The organism is uncultured Apibacter sp. (assembly GCF_946479295.1).
In the GTDB taxonomy this organism is placed as follows: Bacteria; Bacteroidota; Bacteroidia; order Flavobacteriales; family Weeksellaceae; genus Apibacter.
Genome location: NZ_CAMLFD010000001.1, coordinates 471,923 through 490,746 on the forward strand (window position 1 = coordinate 471,923; position 18,824 = coordinate 490,746).

Sequence of the window (18,824 nt, forward strand, 5' to 3'; positions counted from 1 at the left end):
ATTTCTTTTATTGTTGTCATACATAGTTGCGAATGTCGAACTCCTCGATGTTGTCCGGCACGACGAACTCCTTTTCAGATTTCTTCAGCCGAATCTCGATAAGCCCCTTGATGCGGATGCCTATCTCCGAAGAGCCTTCCATCATTTTCTCGTACAACTCCGTGCCCTCCATGTCGGTGAACACCTTAGCCGCCTTTTCACGTTCCGCCTGTGTCGCGTCCGGGTTTTTGGCGGTCTTGCAGGCGTCGTCAATCTCGTCAAAGCTGCTGCCCGAAGCCCGTGGCGTGTCCGAGGCGTCCTCTTCCGGTTCGTCGTCCCCGTATCCCAGTTCCTCCGGCGGTATGCTCGTGAAGGTCTCATCGAGTTTTTCCTCCGGGACTTGTGCCGGGCGGGATGCGTTTCCCGTTTTTCCGTCGTCAAAAGTAGCCTCTTCCTCCGACAGCTCAATGCCTTTTTCAATAGTGGCGGCTTCTTGCGTCGGTATGGCAGCGGTTGTCCGGGTGGATGCCATCCTGAAACGGCTCTTGCCGATGATGTCCGCCTTTTCCGCAGGGACTTCCTCGTGTGCCGCTATGCGTTTAGCCTCATTCCCGTCCAGTGACCGCCATAATCCGACAATGCCCTTGAAGAAGCGGACAATCCGCGTGTCCATGATGCGCTCGTAAAGGAGCAGGAACAGGAACCAGAGGTTGCAGCCGACCGATACCGCCAGCAGAATGTCTGTCATGCTGATTGTGTAATTCATATCCTTCCGTTTTTGGTTAGAATACTGAATTGTAATTTCGGGCATAAAGGCTCTTTATCGCATCTTCGCACTGGTTGAAGTGGTGCGTCAGCACATGGTCGATGTAAGCGGACAGCGTAAGCCGGTCATGCCCGATTACACGGGTGATACGCATGATACGCTCGTGGTACTCCGGGCGCACATACGCCATCTTCCCCTCACGTGCCTTTACTTCCGGGTCGCGGATGAACAGGCGTTCATAGTCCTTCTCACTGCATTTGCCGCTTACCGGGACAGGCGACAGTATTTCCACACTCGCCTGCACTTGGGTAAACATACCTCCGCAGTCTTGCTGTGGTCTTTTTTCATTCGGTGTCATTTCTTTTTCCATTTTCAAATCAGATCTTCACGTTGTTTCTTGTACAGTTCGTTGATTCTCTCCTTGTGCTGTTCCAGATGCTGGCGCAGCACGGTATCCACATATCCGCCTACTGAGATTTCCCCTCCGGCGATGTCGTTCACGATTCTGAGGATCTTGCCGTGGACGTCACGGCTGATATAGACACATTGGCGGGTCTTTATCTCGTTGCGGCGCAGGAATAGCTCGTTGTAGTCCTCGTCCTGCCTTTTCCGGCGTCCACTTTCCCTCTGCGCTTTTTCCCGTGTTACGGGTTGCACAGGAGATGGTTCCGGTGCGGCGGTGTCCTCTTCGGTCGGTGCAGCTGCGGGTACTTCCTGTGCGGGGCGCAGTGTCCCGTCCTGTGTGCGCCGCCCGATGGAGGCTAACAGCAGTTCCTCGTCGATGCCTTCCGTGTTCACTTTCCTGCTGCCCATGCTCACTGCGGTCTGATGATGTCGCTTATCTCTTCGGAAAACTCCCGGATGCCACTCCCTTTCAGCAGTGCCGTGTCCATCGGGAAGATGGTGGAGCGGAAAACGCTCTTGCGCTCTTCCGAAAGGTCACGGCGGAACTTCTTGCTGTCGGGCAAGCGGGTGGAAAGTACCGGAAAGCCCATTTCGGCTATCACTTCCTCGTAGATGCCGTACAAGTCGTTCCTCTCCCTGCCGTCCACCATCGTCCAGAACAGATGCAGCCCCTTTGTTTTCGCCTGTCCGGTAGTCATCAGCCTGTCGCGGAACATCGTGACGAATTTCAGGGTACTCTCCACGACAAAGCGGTCGGCACTCAGCGGAGTGAAAATGTAGTCCATCTGCGAGAGCGTCTTTATCACGCCGTTGCTTCGGAGTGTGCCGGGCATGTCGAAGAACACCACGTCGGGTTTCACGTCCTCAGTGGCAATCATCCTCTCGGCATCGTCGAGGGCGTTCACCGCATTGCTTTTGACGATGGTGTAGGCGTTCTTTTTGATCCGGCGGAAATGGTCGCAAGCGAGAGCCTTGAAGTAGGTGCTGCTGTCGATAAGCCCCATTTCGTGTTCGCGCAGCCCGTGGATGCTGTGCTGCGGGTCGTCGCAGTCCACGACGGCGACATTGTAGCCTTTCACGTTGTGCAGGTAGCTGGCGGCAAGTGCCGTGACAGTGGATTTGCCGATGCCACCTTTCTGTGTTGCGAATGCAACGAAGATTTCCTTACTCATAGTTCCATTTATTTTAATTGTTGATGATTTGTTTTTCTGTTTCCATACGGATTTGGCTGTCGCACCATCCGCTTCCGTGACTACACACGCAGGCGGGTCGTCGCGTATCCGGTTCTGTGGTGAAGCGGTGCGTCGGACAAATGGTGATTGACGACATTGCGTCATGAAGTCATTGAATCCATACGTCACCGAATTGTCGGAGAACCGGGTTTCCGACGGTTCGGGTATCCGTTTCGGCAAGTATCCGAAGAAGCGGATTTCCGGGTATTTGAATGTTCCGTTTATCATATCTTCAAATCGTTCGTTTCTTGAATCATGCTGCAAATAAACAAGTATATTTTGGAACCTGTATCACTTCTCCGGCAAGTGGCGGCACGTTGCGCCGGTTGGCAGTCATTGACCGGGTCAAGCATCTGTCCGATACCGCTTTAAGGGCGTAACTTTGCACCCGGACAGCAGGGTTCGCCGATGACGCGCGGCCCGGAGTCCTGAAAGGTATTTTCCCAATCCGTCCCCTGACGGATTTTTATGTTCACCTGAACATAGCAAGATGTCTTTTCAGCCGCTCAAAATATTTTGAGCAGCCACGAAAAGCACTTGCCCTTGCAGGGGGCGGGCTTTCCCTCCGAAGTCGGGAAGCCTTTCAGAACTGCGGTGCTGTAATCCGAAGCGGCGGCTTATGCCGTCAATCCGCTAAATCCAAAGTAATATGAAAGAGAAAAGGAAAAGCAAATCAGGGAGAAATCCCAAACTTGATCCGGCGGTGTACCGGTACACCGTCCGTTTCAACGAGGAGGAACACAACCGTTTCCTCGCCATGTTCGGAAAATCGGGTGTCTATGCACGGTCTGTTTTCCTCAAAGCGCACTTCTTCGGGCAACCGTTCAAGGTGCTGAAGGTGGACAAGACGTTGGTGGACTATTACACCAAACTGTCGGATTTTCATGCACAATTCCGTGCCGTGGGTACGAATTACAACCAAGTCGTGAAGGAACTGAGGCTGCATTTTTCAGAGAAAAAGGCGATGGCGTTGCTCTACAAATTAGAGCAACACACCGTCGAACTCGTGAAACTGAGCCGCCGGATTGTGGAACTTTCAAGGGAAATGGAGGCAAAATGGTCGCAAAAATCAGTGTAGGAAGTTCGTTGTACGGCGCGATTGCCTACAACGGGGAGAAGATTAACGAGGCGCAGGGGCGGCTTCTCACCACCAACCGCATCTACAATGACGGTTCGGGAACGGTGGACATAGGCAAGGCGATGGAGGGTTTTCTCACCTTCCTGCCACCGCAGATGAAGATCGAGAAGCCGGTGGTGCATATCTCTCTCAACCCGCACCCGGAGGATGTGCTGACCGATATTGAGTTGCAGAATATCGCCCGCGAGTATCTGGAAAAACTCGGTTTCGGAAACCAGCCTTATCTTGTATTCAAGCACGAGGACATCGACCGCCACCACCTGCACATCGTGACGGTCAACGTGGACGAGAACGGGAAAAGGCTCAACCGGGATTTTCTCTACCGCCGCAGCGACCGTATCCGCAGGGAACTGGAACAGAAGTACGGATTGCATCCGGCAGAACGTAAAAATCAGAGATTGGATAATCCGTTGCGCAAGGTGGCCGCATCGGCAGGTGATGTGAAGAAGCAGGTAGGCAACACCGTGAAGGCTCTGAATGGGCAGTACCGTTTCCAGACGATGGGCGAATACCGTGCGCTCCTTTCCTTATATAATATGACGGTGGAGGAAGCGAGGGGCAACGTGCGCGGACGGGAGTATCACGGGCTGGTCTATTCCGTCACGGACGACAAGGGTAACAAGGTGGGCAACCCGTTCAAATCCTCGCTTTTCGGGAAGTCCGCAGGCTATGAAGCCGTACAGAAGAAGTTTGTCCGTTCCAAATCGGAAATCAAGGATAGGAAACTGGCAGACATGACGAAACGCACCGTCCTTTCCGTGCTGCAAGGCACTTATGACAAGGACAAATTTGTATCCCAACTCAAAGAGAAGGGCATCGACACCGTACTGCGCTACACAGAGGAAGGGCGCATCTATGGGGCTACCTTCATCGACCACCGCACGGGATGCGTGCTGAACGGTTCGCGCATGGGTAAGGAGCTTTCGGCGAATGCCTTGCAGGAACACTTCACCCTGCCATACGCCGGACAACCGCCGATACCGCTATCCATCCCTGTGGATGCTGCGGACAAGGCACACGGGCAGACCGCCTACGACAGTGAAGATATATCGGGCGGTATGGGCTTGCTCACTCCCGAAGGTCCGGCGGTAGATGCCGAGGAAGAGGCTTTCATCCGGGCGATGAAGCGCAAAAAGAAGAAAAAACGCAAGGGCTTGGGTATGTAATCAGAGTATCAACAATTAAAAAATCAATGTATGTCACAACAAGAAGACGATTTGAGGGCATTGGCGAAAATCATGGATTTTCTGCGTGCCGTGAGTATCATTTTAGTGGTCATGAACGTGTACTGGTTCTGCTACGAAGCCATCCGGCTGTGGGGCGTGAACATCGGCGTGGTGGACAAAATCCTTCTGAACTTCGACCGCACGGCGGGGCTGTTCCATTCCATTCTCTACACGAAGCTGTTTTCCGTCCTTTTGCTTGCCTTGTCCTGTCTGGGTACGAAGGGTGTCAAGGGTGAGAAAATCACTTGGGGGAGAATCTGGACAGCATTTGCCGTCGGGTTCGTGCTGTTTTTCCTGAACTGGTGGTTGCTGCCCCTGCCGCTGCCGCTTGAAGCGGTGACGGGACTGTATGTCCTTACCATTGGAACGGGCTATGTCTGCCTGTTGATGGGTGGTCTGTGGATGAGCCGCCTGTTGAAACACAATTTGATGGAGGATGTTTTCAACAACGAGAACGAGAGTTTCATGCAGGAAACGAGGCTTATCGAAAGCGAGTATTCGGTCAATCTGCCGACACGTTTCTATTACAGGAAACGCTGGAACAACGGTTGGATCAATGTAGTTAATCCCTTCCGTGCGTCCATCGTGTTGGGTACGCCGGGCAGCGGCAAGTCCTATGCCGTGGTAAACAATTTTATCAAGCAACAGATTGAAAAGGGCTTTAGTCAATACATCTACGATTTCAAGTATCCCGACCTATCTACTATTGCCTACAACCATTTGCTGAACCACCCGGACGGCTACAAGGTAAAGCCGAAGTTCTATGTGATCAACTTCGACGACCCGCGACGCTCTCATCGGTGCAATCCCATTCACCCGGATTTTATGGAAGATATTACGGATGCCTATGAGAGTGCCTACACAATAATGCTCAACCTCAATAAAACGTGGGTGCAAAAGCAGGGCGACTTCTTCGTGGAGTCACCTATCATTCTGTTTGCCAGTATTATCTGGTATCTCAAAATCTATCAGAACGGGAAGTTTTGCACGTTTCCCCATGCTATCGAGTTTCTGAACCGCCGTTACGAGGATATATTTCCGATACTGACCTCTTATCCGGAGCTGGAGAACTACCTTTCGCCGTTCATGGATGCGTGGCTTGGAGGGGCTGCGGAGCAGCTCATGGGTCAGATAGCGTCGGCAAAAATCCCGCTTTCGAGGATGATTTCACCGCAGCTCTACTGGGTGATGTCAGACAGCGAGTTTACGCTGGACATCAACAATCCCGAAGAGCCGAAAATCCTCTGCGTGGGTAACAATCCCGACCGTCAGAATATCTACGGTGCGGCACTCGGTCTGTATAATTCCCGTATCGTGAAGCTCATCAACAAGAAGGGGATGCTGAAGTCATCGGTCATCATCGACGAGTTGCCCACAATATACTTCAAAGGGTTGGACAATCTTATAGCTACCGCCCGAAGCAACAAGGTTGCCGTGTGTCTGGGCTTTCAGGATTTCAGCCAGTTAGTGCGTGACTACGGGGACAAAGAGGCGAAAGTGGTGATGAACACTGTCGGCAATATTTTCTCCGGTCAGGTGGTGGGGGAAACAGCCAAGACGCTCTCCGAGCGGTTCGGTAAGGTGTTGCAGAAACGGCAGTCCATCTCCATCAACCGGCAGGATGTTTCCACCTCCATCAACACGCAGATGGACGCGCTCATTCCACCGAGTAAGATTTCCGGGCTTACGCAGGGAATGTTTGTCGGTTCTGTATCCGACAACTTCAACGAGCGTATCGAGCAGAAGATTTTTCATTGCGAGATTGTGGTGGATGCCGAAAAGGTGAAACGGGAAGAAAGTGCCTACAAGAAAATTCCCGTCATTACAAACTTCACGGACGAGGACGGCAACGACCGCATGAAGGAAACGGTGCAGGCGAACTACCGGCGCATCAAGGAAGAGGTGAAGCAGATTGTGCAGGAGGAACTGGAGCGTATCAAAAACGATCCGGTGCTGTGTAAACTGCTACCAGATAATGAGACTGTCTAACAAGTCCCCAAAATTGAAAATTATCCCTATCGAAGTTTGAAGTGACCCCCAAAAGTTGGATACAATTTTTTTGGGGGGCACTTCAGTTCTGACGGGTAAAATCGTAAAATTCGGACTTGTTAGACAAATACTTACGCGGTTTCAACCTCAGGTACTGAATCTATCGAATTGACAAATTTAACCAATTGCGGATCTGAATCTTTTTGTATGAGGTTTCGGAGACTCTTTTTCAATTCATAAGCATCATCCCCTGCTGTATTTATTAAATCCATATAAAAATCTTTGTTTTGCAGAATCAATGAACGGCATGCCCCATCGGAAATTACAGGTTTCACTATTTTATCAATAACGTCTCCAGCTTGACTTTTCAAATTACCATGCGATCTAAGCCATGTTTCGAAAAATTGAAACTTTATTGCATTGATAGTCTTTTTACCGATGCAGAAATCATTTCTTATATCGGTAACTGTCGATTTAATTTTTCGTTTATCCAATCTTTCAACTATATTCTTGAAACAATTAGGGAAAGGATTCAAACTTTGAGTTCCAGAAGCAATATCCATCAGAATCTTTTTGCCAAATTCAGTCAAGTTATCTGGCAAGGATTTGATTTTAGCCAGTAAATGTTTTATTGCGACAAACCAATAATATGATGTATGTGCTGTTCTTTGGGCGTATAATGTATCAACACTTATTTCAGACAACGCTTCGAACGCTATTTTATTGATATGATCGGTCAGGACATTGCTTATTTTAGTGGTCAAATCGTAAAAAGATGCGTCAGGAATTACATCTTTAATATTGTTCTTAGTGATATACTTATCCAAATCGGTATTCCACTCTGCTAAATGCTCGATAAATACCTCATCCGTTACACCTATTCTGTTCTTAATATCTTCAAATTGGGGCAATATGTCTGAGAGCAATAATTTATAGCCAAGTTTATGATTTACCATGTATTGTAGTGTTTCATTTAATAGCGGTATATTCCATCCCACACTATTTACTAATAAGTCTCCATGATCCACATAATAGTCCATGAGTTCTGCAACATATTTTATATCTCCACCCTCTATTAAGGAAACGGAATGACCATGTGCCAATTGCATGGCGACTAAATCGTAATATCCAGACTCTTTAATGTTTCGGCCATCAGTTTCTAATTCAGAATGCAACTGATTTATGTAGGTTGAATCTAACGTTACAGGTAAAGGTCTTTCTTCGTCAGATGCCAATAAACGATAGGTTGTAAATATAGCCCCTATATTATCTTTATTTACATTCTGTTCATCAATGCAATTCGTGATCGCTTGCAAAAGCGTTGGAAACGTATAGGTAGAATTATCTTTTAACGTTTTTACAATATCTGCATGGTCGAAATTATCGGGTAGTAAGTTTGCCAAATAATTATCGAGCGCCTCCGAATTTGTTGCTACTTGATAATATTTATATGCTTTAGTTGTCGCGTTATCCCGATAGGCAGCATCTGTTGCATTTGCAGCTTGAATATAATCGATAAATGTATTTGGCTTGACTGTTTTTGCTTCAATCAATGACGTAAAATCGCACGCCAACTTATTTTGCGCAATAAACCTGTCTATTGCATCTAACGTTTTGAAATAGTCGCCGCCATTGAAGTCATTGAACCGAACTATCTTCTTATATAATTGAGCAATCACATGGTTTTGGCTTTCCGTGTCTAAATGCAACAGCAGTTCTTGGTATTCGACAGGGAACACCTGCTTCTCTATGGATTCTTTTAATTTCAATTGTGCTATTCTTTGCCATACACGCAGAATAACATCGCTCTTTCGAGTTAATTTATGCAAACAATGTATAATCTTATCGATAAGCGCATTGTCCATACATTGTATAACTTCTTCTAATACAGTGTCAAATTGTTTATTAGTCTCTGCATATTGATTTATGTCGTGGTCTTCTTCTCCGTTGATGCAGCCTTCAATATATTTTTTCAATGGAATTTGTCGAGCATCTTCAACATCGACACCATATACCAAAGCTGCAATTTCGCGTTGTGTTTGCAGATCATTGTTAATTATTGTTTGAATGCCATTCAGATAGTCGCCGGACAATATTTGTTCTACTGGATTTGCCAGAATATCCGTCTTCTTCAAACAGAACAATGCTATGTTTATCATCAAAATTTCGTTACACCACTCTTGTTTAAGAGCGACCATCTCATTGATATATGATATAATTTCCCTAACATTGGCATTAGGATTTACCAATCTGAATATCCGATTTATAGTTTCTTTCGCTTCATTTTCTGTTTCTCCAAATGCTTCAACAAACAGTTTGTTGAATATACTTCGATAGTCGGTAATAACAGGAGGAGCAACACGATAAACAATAGGGAAAGTTTTATTGATAAAATACTTGGTCAGTTGTTTCGTTTGTTCGTCGGTCTCATCTCCGAATGCACAAGCTAAATGTGTTTCATCGAAAGGAATAACAGCCCAAACATTTTCAAAACCGCTATCGGCGAAGAACGTATGGATAGAAGACCATAATTCTTTTACTTTTTCAGCGGGGAGACGATCCATGTTGTCAAAAACAAGGACTAATTTACGTTGTCCTTTTTCCTTGATAAAATCAGAAATGTCTTGCATCCATGTTTTGAACTCGTAAACCGTTGGTTCGTCTTCGCTCAAAGTCTCATAGCAAACGTCCTTTTCGACTTTATCTTGATAAATAGCTAACATAGTTAATTATTGTTTGAATGCCATTAACTCCATCCATATTTATGATCTTTGCTATATGCCCATTTCCAAACGCACAATGCAATAAGAACTGGCAGTGCAGCTATGATAATAGACAATAAAGAAAACCACCATGTTGTGGGTGTAGGTTTTACTGCATACGCAATAAATGTAAATATCGGAGTTAAAACTGCAACCAAAAATGCCGCAACCATACCATTACTGATAAGGGGATATTTTTCGGTTACGGTCTCCGTTTTACGGGCTAATAAATATTTCAGCTTTTCAGACCATGATACGGTTTTCGTACCTCCACCTTTGACTTTTATTGTTGCATTTCCAGATAGGATACCATCATCAATAAGTTTGCTTGTAAGCAATTCCAATATAGAGCGGCGTTGCAAGTCCTCTTGATGTCCCCATGCGTCATACTCAAAAAAGTAATAGTCGTCTGATAATTCACGTTCCAACATTTTAACCACGTTGGATTTTCCAGATCCCCAAATACCTTCGATGCCGATAATTCGAGGTAAAGTACATTCCTCATCCAATGAATCATTCTGACAAAAATGGCGAGCAATAGTTTTTGCCAACCTTTCTTGCGAACCTCCATCGAATTTGTCAATACCACACGGTTTATTTTGGATAAACCGCGGATATTGCTGTTTGGATTGTAGTTTTGTTTCCATATACGTAATTTATTGATTATACGAACTCCAAATAATTCTCCCGATTTACCACATGAAACTCGGCATAGGGATAGGCTTCTTGGAAGGCTTTCGGTGCGGCCGGCATTTTATTTCCCCACTTGAACTCCAAGGCGGTAAGACTGTCGGCACTCTCCTCAATCAGGTCGATTTCCTGTTTGTCGTAGGTGCGCCAGAAATAGAACTCCCTGTGCAGTCCCTCATTGAAGTTCGCTTTGCGCCGCTCTCCGATGATGTAGTTCTCCCACAGCGCACCGACATCCTGCCGAATGGCCAGCGGTGAGAAAGCCCCGATAATGGCATTGCGAATGCCGTTGTCGTAGAAGTACCACTTGCCAGCTTTTGTAACCTCCTTGCGTAGGTTACGCGAATAAGCCCCCAGACGATAGATAACGAAGACCTTTTCCAATAGGTCGAGGTATTTTTCAACGGTCGTCTTGCTCATGCCGAGTTGTTTACCTAACTCTTCGTAAGAAACTTCGCTGCCCAACTGAAAAGCTATCAATCGCAGTAGATCGCGCATCTTGCTCGAATTTTTTAAGCCGTCAATTGCTAAGATATCTTTAAGCAGGTATGCACCGACAATATCACGTAGGTAGTCTGTTTTACGTTCATAGTTCTCCATCATTACTACTTCGGGATAGGAACCGTAAATCAAGCGCGCTTCGAGGTTCTGGCGGGTTTCAAGTGCCGTTTCCGTCTGTGCGATTTCCCGTTGCGAGAATGGTGTAAGGAGAAATTGCGTACTGCGGCCGACCAACGGTTCACCAGTCTTATTCAGCAAATCGAATGACGAAGAACCACTTGCCAAGACACTTATTCCCGGTATTTCATCAACTATCAACTTCAGAATACTACCGATTTGTGGTATGTTCTGTGCCTCATCAATAGCCAGCAAATCAATACCATCCAATAAATGCCGATAATTGGCTATTGAGCGATTCTCCAATAGTGCTAATGTGTCGTAGTCTTCGCCGTTGAGCATCATCGTCCTACCTGAATAGTTGTCCACAATTTTACGCATCATTACCGTTTTACCAACACGGCGAGCACCAAAAATCAGTACTGCTTTATTGGGCGCGATTCGTGCTGTAATCTTCTCTTGAAGTATTCTATTTACTGTTTCCATACCTTATAAAATATAATGCAAAGATAATCATATTTTTTTAATTGGCGAATTTTACAAAAAAAACGGGCTATTAAATGGCGATTTTTACAACCACAATCTTATGGAAGTTGTTTCATTGTTTTTAGTAATGATATATGTTCATACTATGATGACTCAATAATTTACCAGACATACGTTTCTGAAATTTGTCCTTATAGGAATGAAAAACTCACATATATTGTGCTAATTAATATATAATTAAATGAAAATAAAAAGACAGGATACGAGTATTCCTGTCTTCTCATATGTAATGGATATTTTTTTATTTTCTCATCCGCTCCAACTCCTCATCACGCAACATTCTCTCGTTCAGTTTTTCCTGCATCCTGTCAATGAAATAGGTGCGGCTTTCGTTCTTCCGGCGTTTGATATCAGTGTAGAAGCGGTAGCAGTCTTTAGAATCAACCCCGAATATCTTATAGAGAAGTGGGGCGAGCTGTTTGAGCGGCATATTGCCGTTGTTGATGCAGCCCATCACGTCTATGCCGTAGATAAGTTCCACGAGGTCGATGGCATTGCCCGTCCATTGAAGAAGGCTGGCGGTGGTTTCTGTTGCGTTGTTGGCGGATATTAGTGGTGGCACTTGGGGCGTGGCAAGGAATTTCTGCATCTTTCTTACGAAAGACAGAGCCTTGCTGACGTAGGCGGCAATCTCTCTTTTTTCTTCTGACAGATTACGTACGGGATGGTGCTGCAACTCGATTTCGATGTAGGCAAGCGCGATGACGGTAAGGTTCATGTCCATGCCGCCGTTGCACAGTTCGATCACTTGGGTGGCGAAAGCCGTGTATGCCGTTTCCATATTGCAGTCGCCGGCTTCGTTTATCAGGCGGAAAAAGTCGGTTTCCGCCAGCAAGAAATAATTCATGGTTCTGTCAATTTTGAAAATTACACTTTGTTTTCTGCGTGCGCACATGAATATAATTGGCAAAAAACGCGGCAGAAAATAAAAAATCCAACACTCAATTTTACAAAGTGCTGGATTTCAGAGGTATAAAATTCAGTATTTTTTCACAAGGACAAATTATCTCCGACTTAAATTGTTTGTAATCGGAACATTTATTCTATTCCTGAAAATAGAAATGTATGCTTGCCGCACATTTTGGCTATCTTGCTTTTTTATCAAGGATATAGATAATGCGACATACACCGTTGGGATAGCTTTTCAAAGAGGAAAGCGTCCAGTGTTGCTCTGGCAGAGCCGACTTAAAAAAATGTCGTCCGCTTCCGGATATGAAAGGAACGGTGTATAGTATGATTTCATCCACAGCGTGCATCCGCAGCAGTCCGTTTATATAGTCTGCCGTGTCCGGTGTGGCTTCCGCGAGGTAACGGATGTTTGTGCAGTCTTTTCTCCATTCGTGCAGCATTGAAATGGAATAGTCCGGTGTCACACGGTAAAAGGCTTTCTTCCTGATTTCATCAAGACCGCAACGGTCAAGGCACAAATCCTGATGTGCTTTATCATATAACTCTGAAGAAAGACATCCGTCCATCGTCAGTACGGCGAGAATCTGAACTTTACCCATAATCGTTTCCTTTCGTTAGGCAAGGGTAAAAAAGTAGCGTGCAATTCACACTACCTTCAAGCGATGGCTCTGGTAAAGCCTTTACGGAGAGTACGTGAATGCACGCTATGCGTAAGCATAGCATAAGCATCACGCAATCGTCTCCGTAGTTCCAATTTACCAGATTTTCGCTTGAAACGCCTTGCGGTCTTATCCTATATGTTGGCGGCGAAAAGCTCCTGCCAATCGCCGTTTTTCTCAAATGTTATGCAAAGATAGCCAAATTCAGTGAATTACGGGCTATGATTGCTTGAATTTATATTTAAGTCCATACTCTTCAAGTTTGCTGTATAGTGTTGTCCTGCCTATGCCGAGCAGTTCTGCGGCGACACTCCGGTTGCCGTTTGCCTGTTTCAACGCACGCAATATCCGCTCCTTATCCTCCGCGTCATTGCGCAAGGCGAAGCTGACAGTAGAGGTCGGTTTCGTCACGGCAAGTTCCAGATGCTCTTTCATGACAACACCTTCCTGCGCCTGCAATACAGCACCCATAACTTTCTGCCGAAGTTCCCGCACGTTGCCCGGCCATGCGTGTGTCAGCAACGCTTTACGTGCTTCGGAACTGAACCCGCTCACGCTACACTCCAGCTCTCTGTTTGCCATATCACGGAAGAACTCTGCCAGCGGCATAATGTCTTCTTGACAGTCACGCAACGGAGGAACGGTTATCCCGAAGTCGTGCAGGCGGTACAGAAGATCCTGCCGAAAACGCTTTTCATTCACCGATACCTCCAAATCTTCATTGGTAGCAGCGATGATGCGGACATTGAAATTCCGGTCTGCCTTGTCTCCGACCGGGCGATACCGCCTCTCCTGTATGGCACGGAGCAACATCTGTTGGGTTTCCAACGCGAGGTTTCCTACCTCGTCCAGAAACAACGTGCCGCCTTCCGCCTCATGGAAATATCCTTTCTTGGCATTGTCCGCACCTGTAAATGCACCTTTGACGTGTCCGAAGAAAGCCGACGGTGCAAGCTCTTTGGAGAGTGAACCGCAGTCCACCGCCACAAATGGCTTGCCTGCACGTTTGCTCTTGTCATGCAACAGGTGGGCAATATGCTCCTTGCCCGTGCCGTTCTCACCAAATATCATCACGCTCATATCGGTGGCGGCTACCAGCCTTATGCGGTGCATGATTTTCTGAAAGGCGGAACCTTCACGGGCGAATATAGGCATACGGCGTTGTCCTGCCTGACGTTCTTTCAGTATGGAACGGATCAGGGGGACAAGTTTATCCTCCACAAGCTGTTTGGGAATATAGTCTATCGAGCCGAGTTTCATGCTTTCCACGGCGGTATTAACTTCGGCGTAGTCGGTCATAATGATGAAGGGCTGCATCTTTCCCTCCTTTCGCATCCAGCACAAAAGGTCTATGCCACTGCCGTCAGGCAGACGCAGGTCGGCAACCACGATATCATTATCTGTTGCCTGTTGCAGATGTTTCTTCGCGGTTGAGAGGTGGTAAGCCTTCATATTGCGGTAGCCCTCCCGTGACAGCATATTGCAGACATATTCGCAATACACGATGTTGTCTTCCACCACAATTATTTTTGTCTTATTCATCTTCGTATTTTCTCCTTTCCTCTTCTGCCAACCGTATTATTTCCACTCCCTTATCCAGCACGGCAGTCACGGCATGGCTTAACGCTTCACCATCCGGGAGAGCATCGCCACGAAGCAATCCGTAAAGTACATTCAGCGGTTGGTCGGCACGGAGCACCTCCCACGAACTGCGCAGGTGGTGGATCAGGGAATCCAGCTTTTGCAGGTCTTTTTCTTTTGCTGCATCCCGTACCGCCTGCATTTCCTTTTCTGTTTCAGTTATCAACTTTTCCAGCATGACGGCTTCATTGCCATAGGACAATAAGGCGGAAAAGTCCGGTTTCCCGTCCGGTGTCGCTTTTATGGCACACCTGTCGGAAACCTCCATCAGTTCCGATATGGAGAACGGTTTGAACAGGCATCCGGCAAAGCCTTTTGCCAATAGTTCCCCTTTGTTACAACTGCCCGAAGCGGTTGCCACAACCACCGGGATTGTTGGTGAATTGCCCACGTTGGACGAACGCAACAGTTCCAGCAATTCGAAACCGTTTATATCGGGCATATTCAAGTCTGTCAGCAACAGGCTGTATTCTTTCTGGCGTATCATTTCCATCAGTGCCGCAGCATCGGTGCAAGTGTCGCAGTGTATTCCTTCTTGGGAATACATCTCTTTCAGCATCAGAAGTAATACCTCATCATTGTCAATGGCGACAACATCATGGAATTTATTGTTATGATAAACAGGTGTATTGCTTGTATATCCAAGCTGTTCTTCAGCTTCCTGCATAGAAATTTCAACTGTGAAACGACTGCCTTTCCCTTTCTTGCTGTCTAAACGGATTGTTCCGCCAAGCATCGACACAATATTACGCATTATGGCAAGCCCAAGCCCGAAACCCTCCTTTGCGGCGGCATTTGATAGACGTTCAAACGCACCGAACGCTTGTTTCTGTTCCTCTTCTGTCATGCCTGTACCTGTATCTTCAACGACCAGTGTCAGAACTCCATTATCATATTCAGTAATCAAAGAAACACCGCCTTCTTCTGTGAACTTGACAGCGTTTGACAGCAGGTTATTCCCGATTTGTATTATTCGCTCTTTGTCGGTCAATACAATGGCATCGTGTCCAGTCTTCACGGACAAGGACAGCCCTTTGTTCACGGCAACAGGCATGAACTCCGTTTCAAGTGTGTGCGTGATTGCTGAAATCCGGCAGGGTGACAGACGGGGCTGTTCCTTGCCGTTGTCCAGGCGGAAGAAGTCAAGCAAAGTGTTAAGCATATCCCGCATACGGTCGGAGGATTGCAGTATGTTTTGGATATACTGCCCGGACTTATCCTCACACTGTTCTTTCCGTATCAGTCCGGCATAGCCTGTTATTGCTGTCAGCGGTGTGCGCAGTTCATGGGTGATAGTATGTACCGCCTTCTTCCTTGACGTTATCAGTGCCTCGTTCCGTTGTACGGATTGTTCCAGTTGCCTTATCAAATCAGTTGTCTTGTGCTTGTATTGTTTAATGCTTTTTGCATCACGATGTATGATGATGTAGGAAATTAACAACAATAGAAGAACGAATCCCATTAAACCGCCTACTTGCATAAATGACTTTTCACGCATGGCAACTATTTCGTTTTCCCGGCTTTGCAGTTCGGTTTGTACCTTTTCTTCTATTTGGCAAATCAATTCTTGCAGTTGTCTGTTAAGTTCTGCATTACGAGCTGCAAGGCTGTCGGCTTGTTCCGACAATTGGCGATCCTGCACTTTCTGTTCGCTGATTACGTTTCTATTGACCGAATGAAGGATAGTGGTTGATACTGCTGGAGTTACTTCCTTTTTTTTGCCGAATATGCCTAAGAAACCTTTTCGTTTTGGCTTTTTGGACTGTTCCTGCACACTTTTCTGTACAATAACCGGAATTTGATTGCTATCTTCTTGTTAATAGATTGTTGTTCATCCATTAACCGGACTATCTGGAACATCTGTCGTTCCTTATCCTCTAAAAGACTGCGCACACTATCGATGCGCTCTGCTGGATAGGTGGCCTTGAAACGGCAGAGCATACTGTCCATTGCCATACGCCGTGCATGGTAATGCTCGATATCTTTATCGTTCCATTCCAGTATTGTTTCACCCAATAGAGAAAATTTTATCATTTGAATATTGATATTGTTTATTTCTTTTCGGAGCTCGTCTATTTTTTTATTGCCAAGTTCTAATGCTTCTATCTCCTGCCATTCATAGAGGCTATTATATGCCATACATCCGATAAGAATGGAGATAAGTATATATCCCAACCGTATTGCCTTATAGAAATTTCCTGACCGCTCCATTATTTTAATGACATTGATTTTTGGAACATGAATAAAAGTTTATCTTTTTCGTTCATGCGGATATTATCAGAATAACCGTCTTTTGTTATTTGATACCCACATGGCTTAACCATAAAAATGCCTAAGCCCTTAGTGTACGAACTTACTTCTGAGGCATAGTCTTTACTTGTATTTAATGGAACTTTCCCTTTAATATGACACCACTCATTATTACAACTGATGTCTTCAATCTCAGACATCAGTTTTTGCAAATCTGTAATAGCTTTGGAACTCGCTACTTGGGGTATCTGCAACTCAAAACAGAGCATCGGTTCGAGAATGTCCACACCTGACTGTTGCAAAGCCAGCCTGAAGACATAAGGGGTCAGCTGTCTGAAATCAGCAGGTGTACTTACCGGGCTATAATACTCGGCTTGAGTAAAAGTTACTTTCAGATCTGTCACTTCCCATCCATGTAAACCAGATTGGCAAGACATACGAATCCCTTCAAAAACGGCATTTTGAAAAGAATGGTTCAGATAACCATAGGAGATGTCACTTTCGATTTGCAACCCTGCCCCTAACGGTAAGGGTTCAAGAGTCAGCCCTATTGTGGCCCAGTAAGGGTTGGGTGGTACTTCGATCTGAATAATCTTATTGACCTTTTTTATAGGTCGTTCTTTGTAGATAGTCTTGATCTCATCAAAATGGACCTTTACGGAAAATCGTTCTTCCAGCAATGTCTGTATGATTTCCTTTTGGGTCAAACCATATAACGAGATTTCCAATTCATCACTATATGAGTTTATGGAAAAGGACAAAGACGGGTCTTCAATCCACAATGTATTCAGAGCGGATATCACCTTGCTTCTCTCTTCGGGCTTATTTGGCCGGACGGAGGATTTGAGAGCGGGATGCTGATGAGATAATCCTTGAATCAAACAAGGTTTAGCACCTAAATAATCTCCGATTCGAAAATCTTCTATATCTTCTACAATCGCGATATCATTGGCACCCACTTCATCAACATTTATCTCTCTGCCCTGATAAATAGTCTTTAGATTTTTAATCTTGATGAATTTTTCCGAATCGTTGATTCTTACAACGTCTCGAAGTCTCAGACTTCCGTCAATTATTTTAAGAAAACTTCTTTTATGCCCTTTGGGGTCATGCTCTATCTTATAGAGATAAGCTGAAAGTCTGTTTGAGACTGATGCCGGAGGAAGTATAAAAGAAGAAATGGCGTCCAACAACTCATTGATACCGATATTGAACATTGCTGATCCATGTAGCACCGGATAGACTTTGGCTTTTGCCACAAGAGCGATTATCGTATTCCAATAATCAGCCGGTGAAATTTCGCTATCCGCCAAATATCGTTCTAATATATCGTCGTCATGGTTGCATACAAATTCTTTGTATTCTTCCTTTATATATGTTTGGGAGCAAACCGGATAAACCGATCCATCGACAACAGTTTGCATAAACAGGACATCTTGCGACAGATTTGTTTTTATATCCATATACAAACGCTCCAAATTCACACCGGCACGGTCAATCTTATTGATAAATATAATTGTCGGGATTTGCAGCTTTTGTAAAGTACTGAACAGCAACTTTGTCTGCGCTTGTATGCCTTCCTTTGCGGATAAGATGAGGACTGCTCCATCAAGCATTTTGAATGTCCGCTCCACTTCCGCAATAAAATCCATGTGTCCCGGAGTGTCAATGATATTGCATTTCACTCCATTCCAGATAATAGATGTCGTAGAAGCCCGGACAGTAATTCCTCTACGTTTCTCTATATCCATAGAGTCCGTTATGGTGTCACCATTATCCACACGGCCGCACTTTTCCGTTGCTCCACTGGCAAACAGCAGATTCTCGGTTACGGAAGTTTTTCCTGCATCAATGTGAGCAAGAATTCCTAAATTTATAATATTCATTTGGATTAAGCAATAATATACTACAGTAGATGCATTGTCGAAACGCACCTTTTAATACCTCCTCGTAGCATATGAGAACTACAGGATTACTAACTCGTATTAATATGTATATTATTACTGCCGCATAA

13 protein-coding genes and 2 pseudogenes are annotated in these 18,824 nt (G+C 45.7%); 3 read left to right on the forward strand and 12 right to left on the reverse strand.

The window, feature by feature from the left end; translation table 11 throughout:
* Positions 1–16: 16 nt before the first annotated feature.
* The 5 genes from Q0T35_RS02260 to Q0T35_RS02280 all read right to left on the reverse strand — a co-directional run bounded on the left by Q0T35_RS02260 (position 17) and on the right by Q0T35_RS02280 (position 2,770).
* Positions 17–745, reverse strand: a complete 729-nt coding sequence (locus Q0T35_RS02260) for a hypothetical protein (RefSeq protein WP_004304280.1) — start codon at positions 743–745, stop codon at positions 17–19.
* A gap of 16 nt (positions 746–761) precedes the next feature.
* Positions 762–1,115 carry a DUF3408 domain-containing protein gene (locus tag Q0T35_RS02265; RefSeq protein WP_004291505.1) on the reverse strand — a complete coding sequence of 118 codons (354 nt, stop codon included), beginning with the start codon at positions 1,113–1,115 and terminating at the stop codon, positions 762–764.
* A 2-nt stretch (positions 1,116–1,117) separates the two neighbouring features.
* Positions 1,118–1,558: a DUF3408 domain-containing protein gene (locus tag Q0T35_RS02270; protein WP_004291503.1), complete on the reverse strand. Its 441-nt coding sequence runs from the start codon at positions 1,556–1,558 to the stop codon at positions 1,118–1,120.
* Between the two features lie 2 nt (positions 1,559–1,560).
* On the reverse strand, positions 1,561–2,322 hold the full coding sequence (locus tag Q0T35_RS02275) for a ParA family protein (protein ID WP_004304276.1): 762 nt from the start codon (positions 2,320–2,322) through the stop codon (positions 1,561–1,563).
* Positions 2,323–2,635: 313 nt separating this feature from the next.
* On the reverse strand, positions 2,636–2,770 hold the full coding sequence (locus Q0T35_RS02280) for a hypothetical protein (protein ID WP_005653613.1): 135 nt from the start codon (positions 2,768–2,770) through the stop codon (positions 2,636–2,638).
* A 261-nt stretch (positions 2,771–3,031) separates the two neighbouring features.
* On the opposite strand from Q0T35_RS02280, the gene mobA reads away from it, so the two are divergent.
* Genes mobA through mobC form a run of 3 tightly spaced genes read left to right on the forward strand, consistent with a single transcriptional unit; the run spans position 3,032 to position 6,735 of the window.
* Entirely contained in the window at positions 3,032–3,460 is a 429-nt protein-coding gene (gene mobA / locus Q0T35_RS02285; protein ID WP_004291488.1) for a conjugal transfer protein MobA, read from the forward strand.
* Positions 3,439–4,686, forward strand: a complete 1,248-nt coding sequence (gene mobB / locus Q0T35_RS02290; RefSeq protein ID WP_004291483.1) for a conjugal transfer protein MobB — start codon at positions 3,439–3,441, stop codon at positions 4,684–4,686. Before mobA ends, mobB begins: the two co-directional genes overlap by 22 nt.
* 30 nt (positions 4,687–4,716) lie before the next feature.
* Positions 4,717–6,735, forward strand: coding sequence for a conjugal transfer protein MobC (gene mobC, locus Q0T35_RS02295; protein ID WP_004291482.1), 2,019 nt, complete (start codon positions 4,717–4,719; stop codon positions 6,733–6,735).
* Between the two features lie 131 nt (positions 6,736–6,866).
* On the opposite strand, the pseudogene Q0T35_RS02300 reads toward mobC, so the two are convergent.
* The 7 genes and pseudogenes from Q0T35_RS02300 to tet(Q) form a co-directional block, all read right to left on the reverse strand.
* Positions 6,867–10,144 (reverse strand): annotated as a pseudogene (locus tag Q0T35_RS02300) (P-loop NTPase fold protein).
* A 16-nt stretch (positions 10,145–10,160) separates the two neighbouring features.
* The gene (locus tag Q0T35_RS02305) at positions 10,161–11,291 is read right to left on the reverse strand and encodes an ATP-binding protein (RefSeq protein WP_004291480.1); all 1,131 of its coding nucleotides are present in this window, start codon (positions 11,289–11,291) and stop codon (positions 10,161–10,163) included.
* A 301-nt stretch (positions 11,292–11,592) separates the two neighbouring features.
* Complete coding sequence (locus Q0T35_RS02310; protein ID WP_004304269.1) at positions 11,593–12,198, reverse strand: RteC domain-containing protein; 606 nt, start codon at positions 12,196–12,198, stop codon at positions 11,593–11,595.
* 238 nt (positions 12,199–12,436) lie between these two features.
* The gene (locus Q0T35_RS02315) at positions 12,437–12,859 is read right to left on the reverse strand and encodes a dihydrofolate reductase family protein (protein WP_004291474.1); all 423 of its coding nucleotides are present in this window, start codon (positions 12,857–12,859) and stop codon (positions 12,437–12,439) included.
* Positions 12,860–13,138: 279 nt separating this feature from the next.
* Positions 13,139–14,461, reverse strand: a complete 1,323-nt coding sequence (locus Q0T35_RS02320) for a sigma-54 dependent transcriptional regulator (protein WP_004291471.1) — start codon at positions 14,459–14,461, stop codon at positions 13,139–13,141.
* A pseudogene (locus Q0T35_RS02325) lies at positions 14,454–16,771 on the reverse strand (ATP-binding protein). The gene Q0T35_RS02320 and the pseudogene Q0T35_RS02325 overlap by 8 nt, the downstream one beginning before the upstream one ends.
* Entirely contained in the window at positions 16,771–18,696 is a 1,926-nt protein-coding gene (gene tet(Q), locus Q0T35_RS02330) for a tetracycline resistance ribosomal protection protein Tet(Q) (protein WP_004291466.1), read from the reverse strand. Before tet(Q) ends, Q0T35_RS02325 begins: the two are co-directional and overlap by 1 nt.
* Positions 18,697–18,824 lie beyond the last annotated feature (128 nt).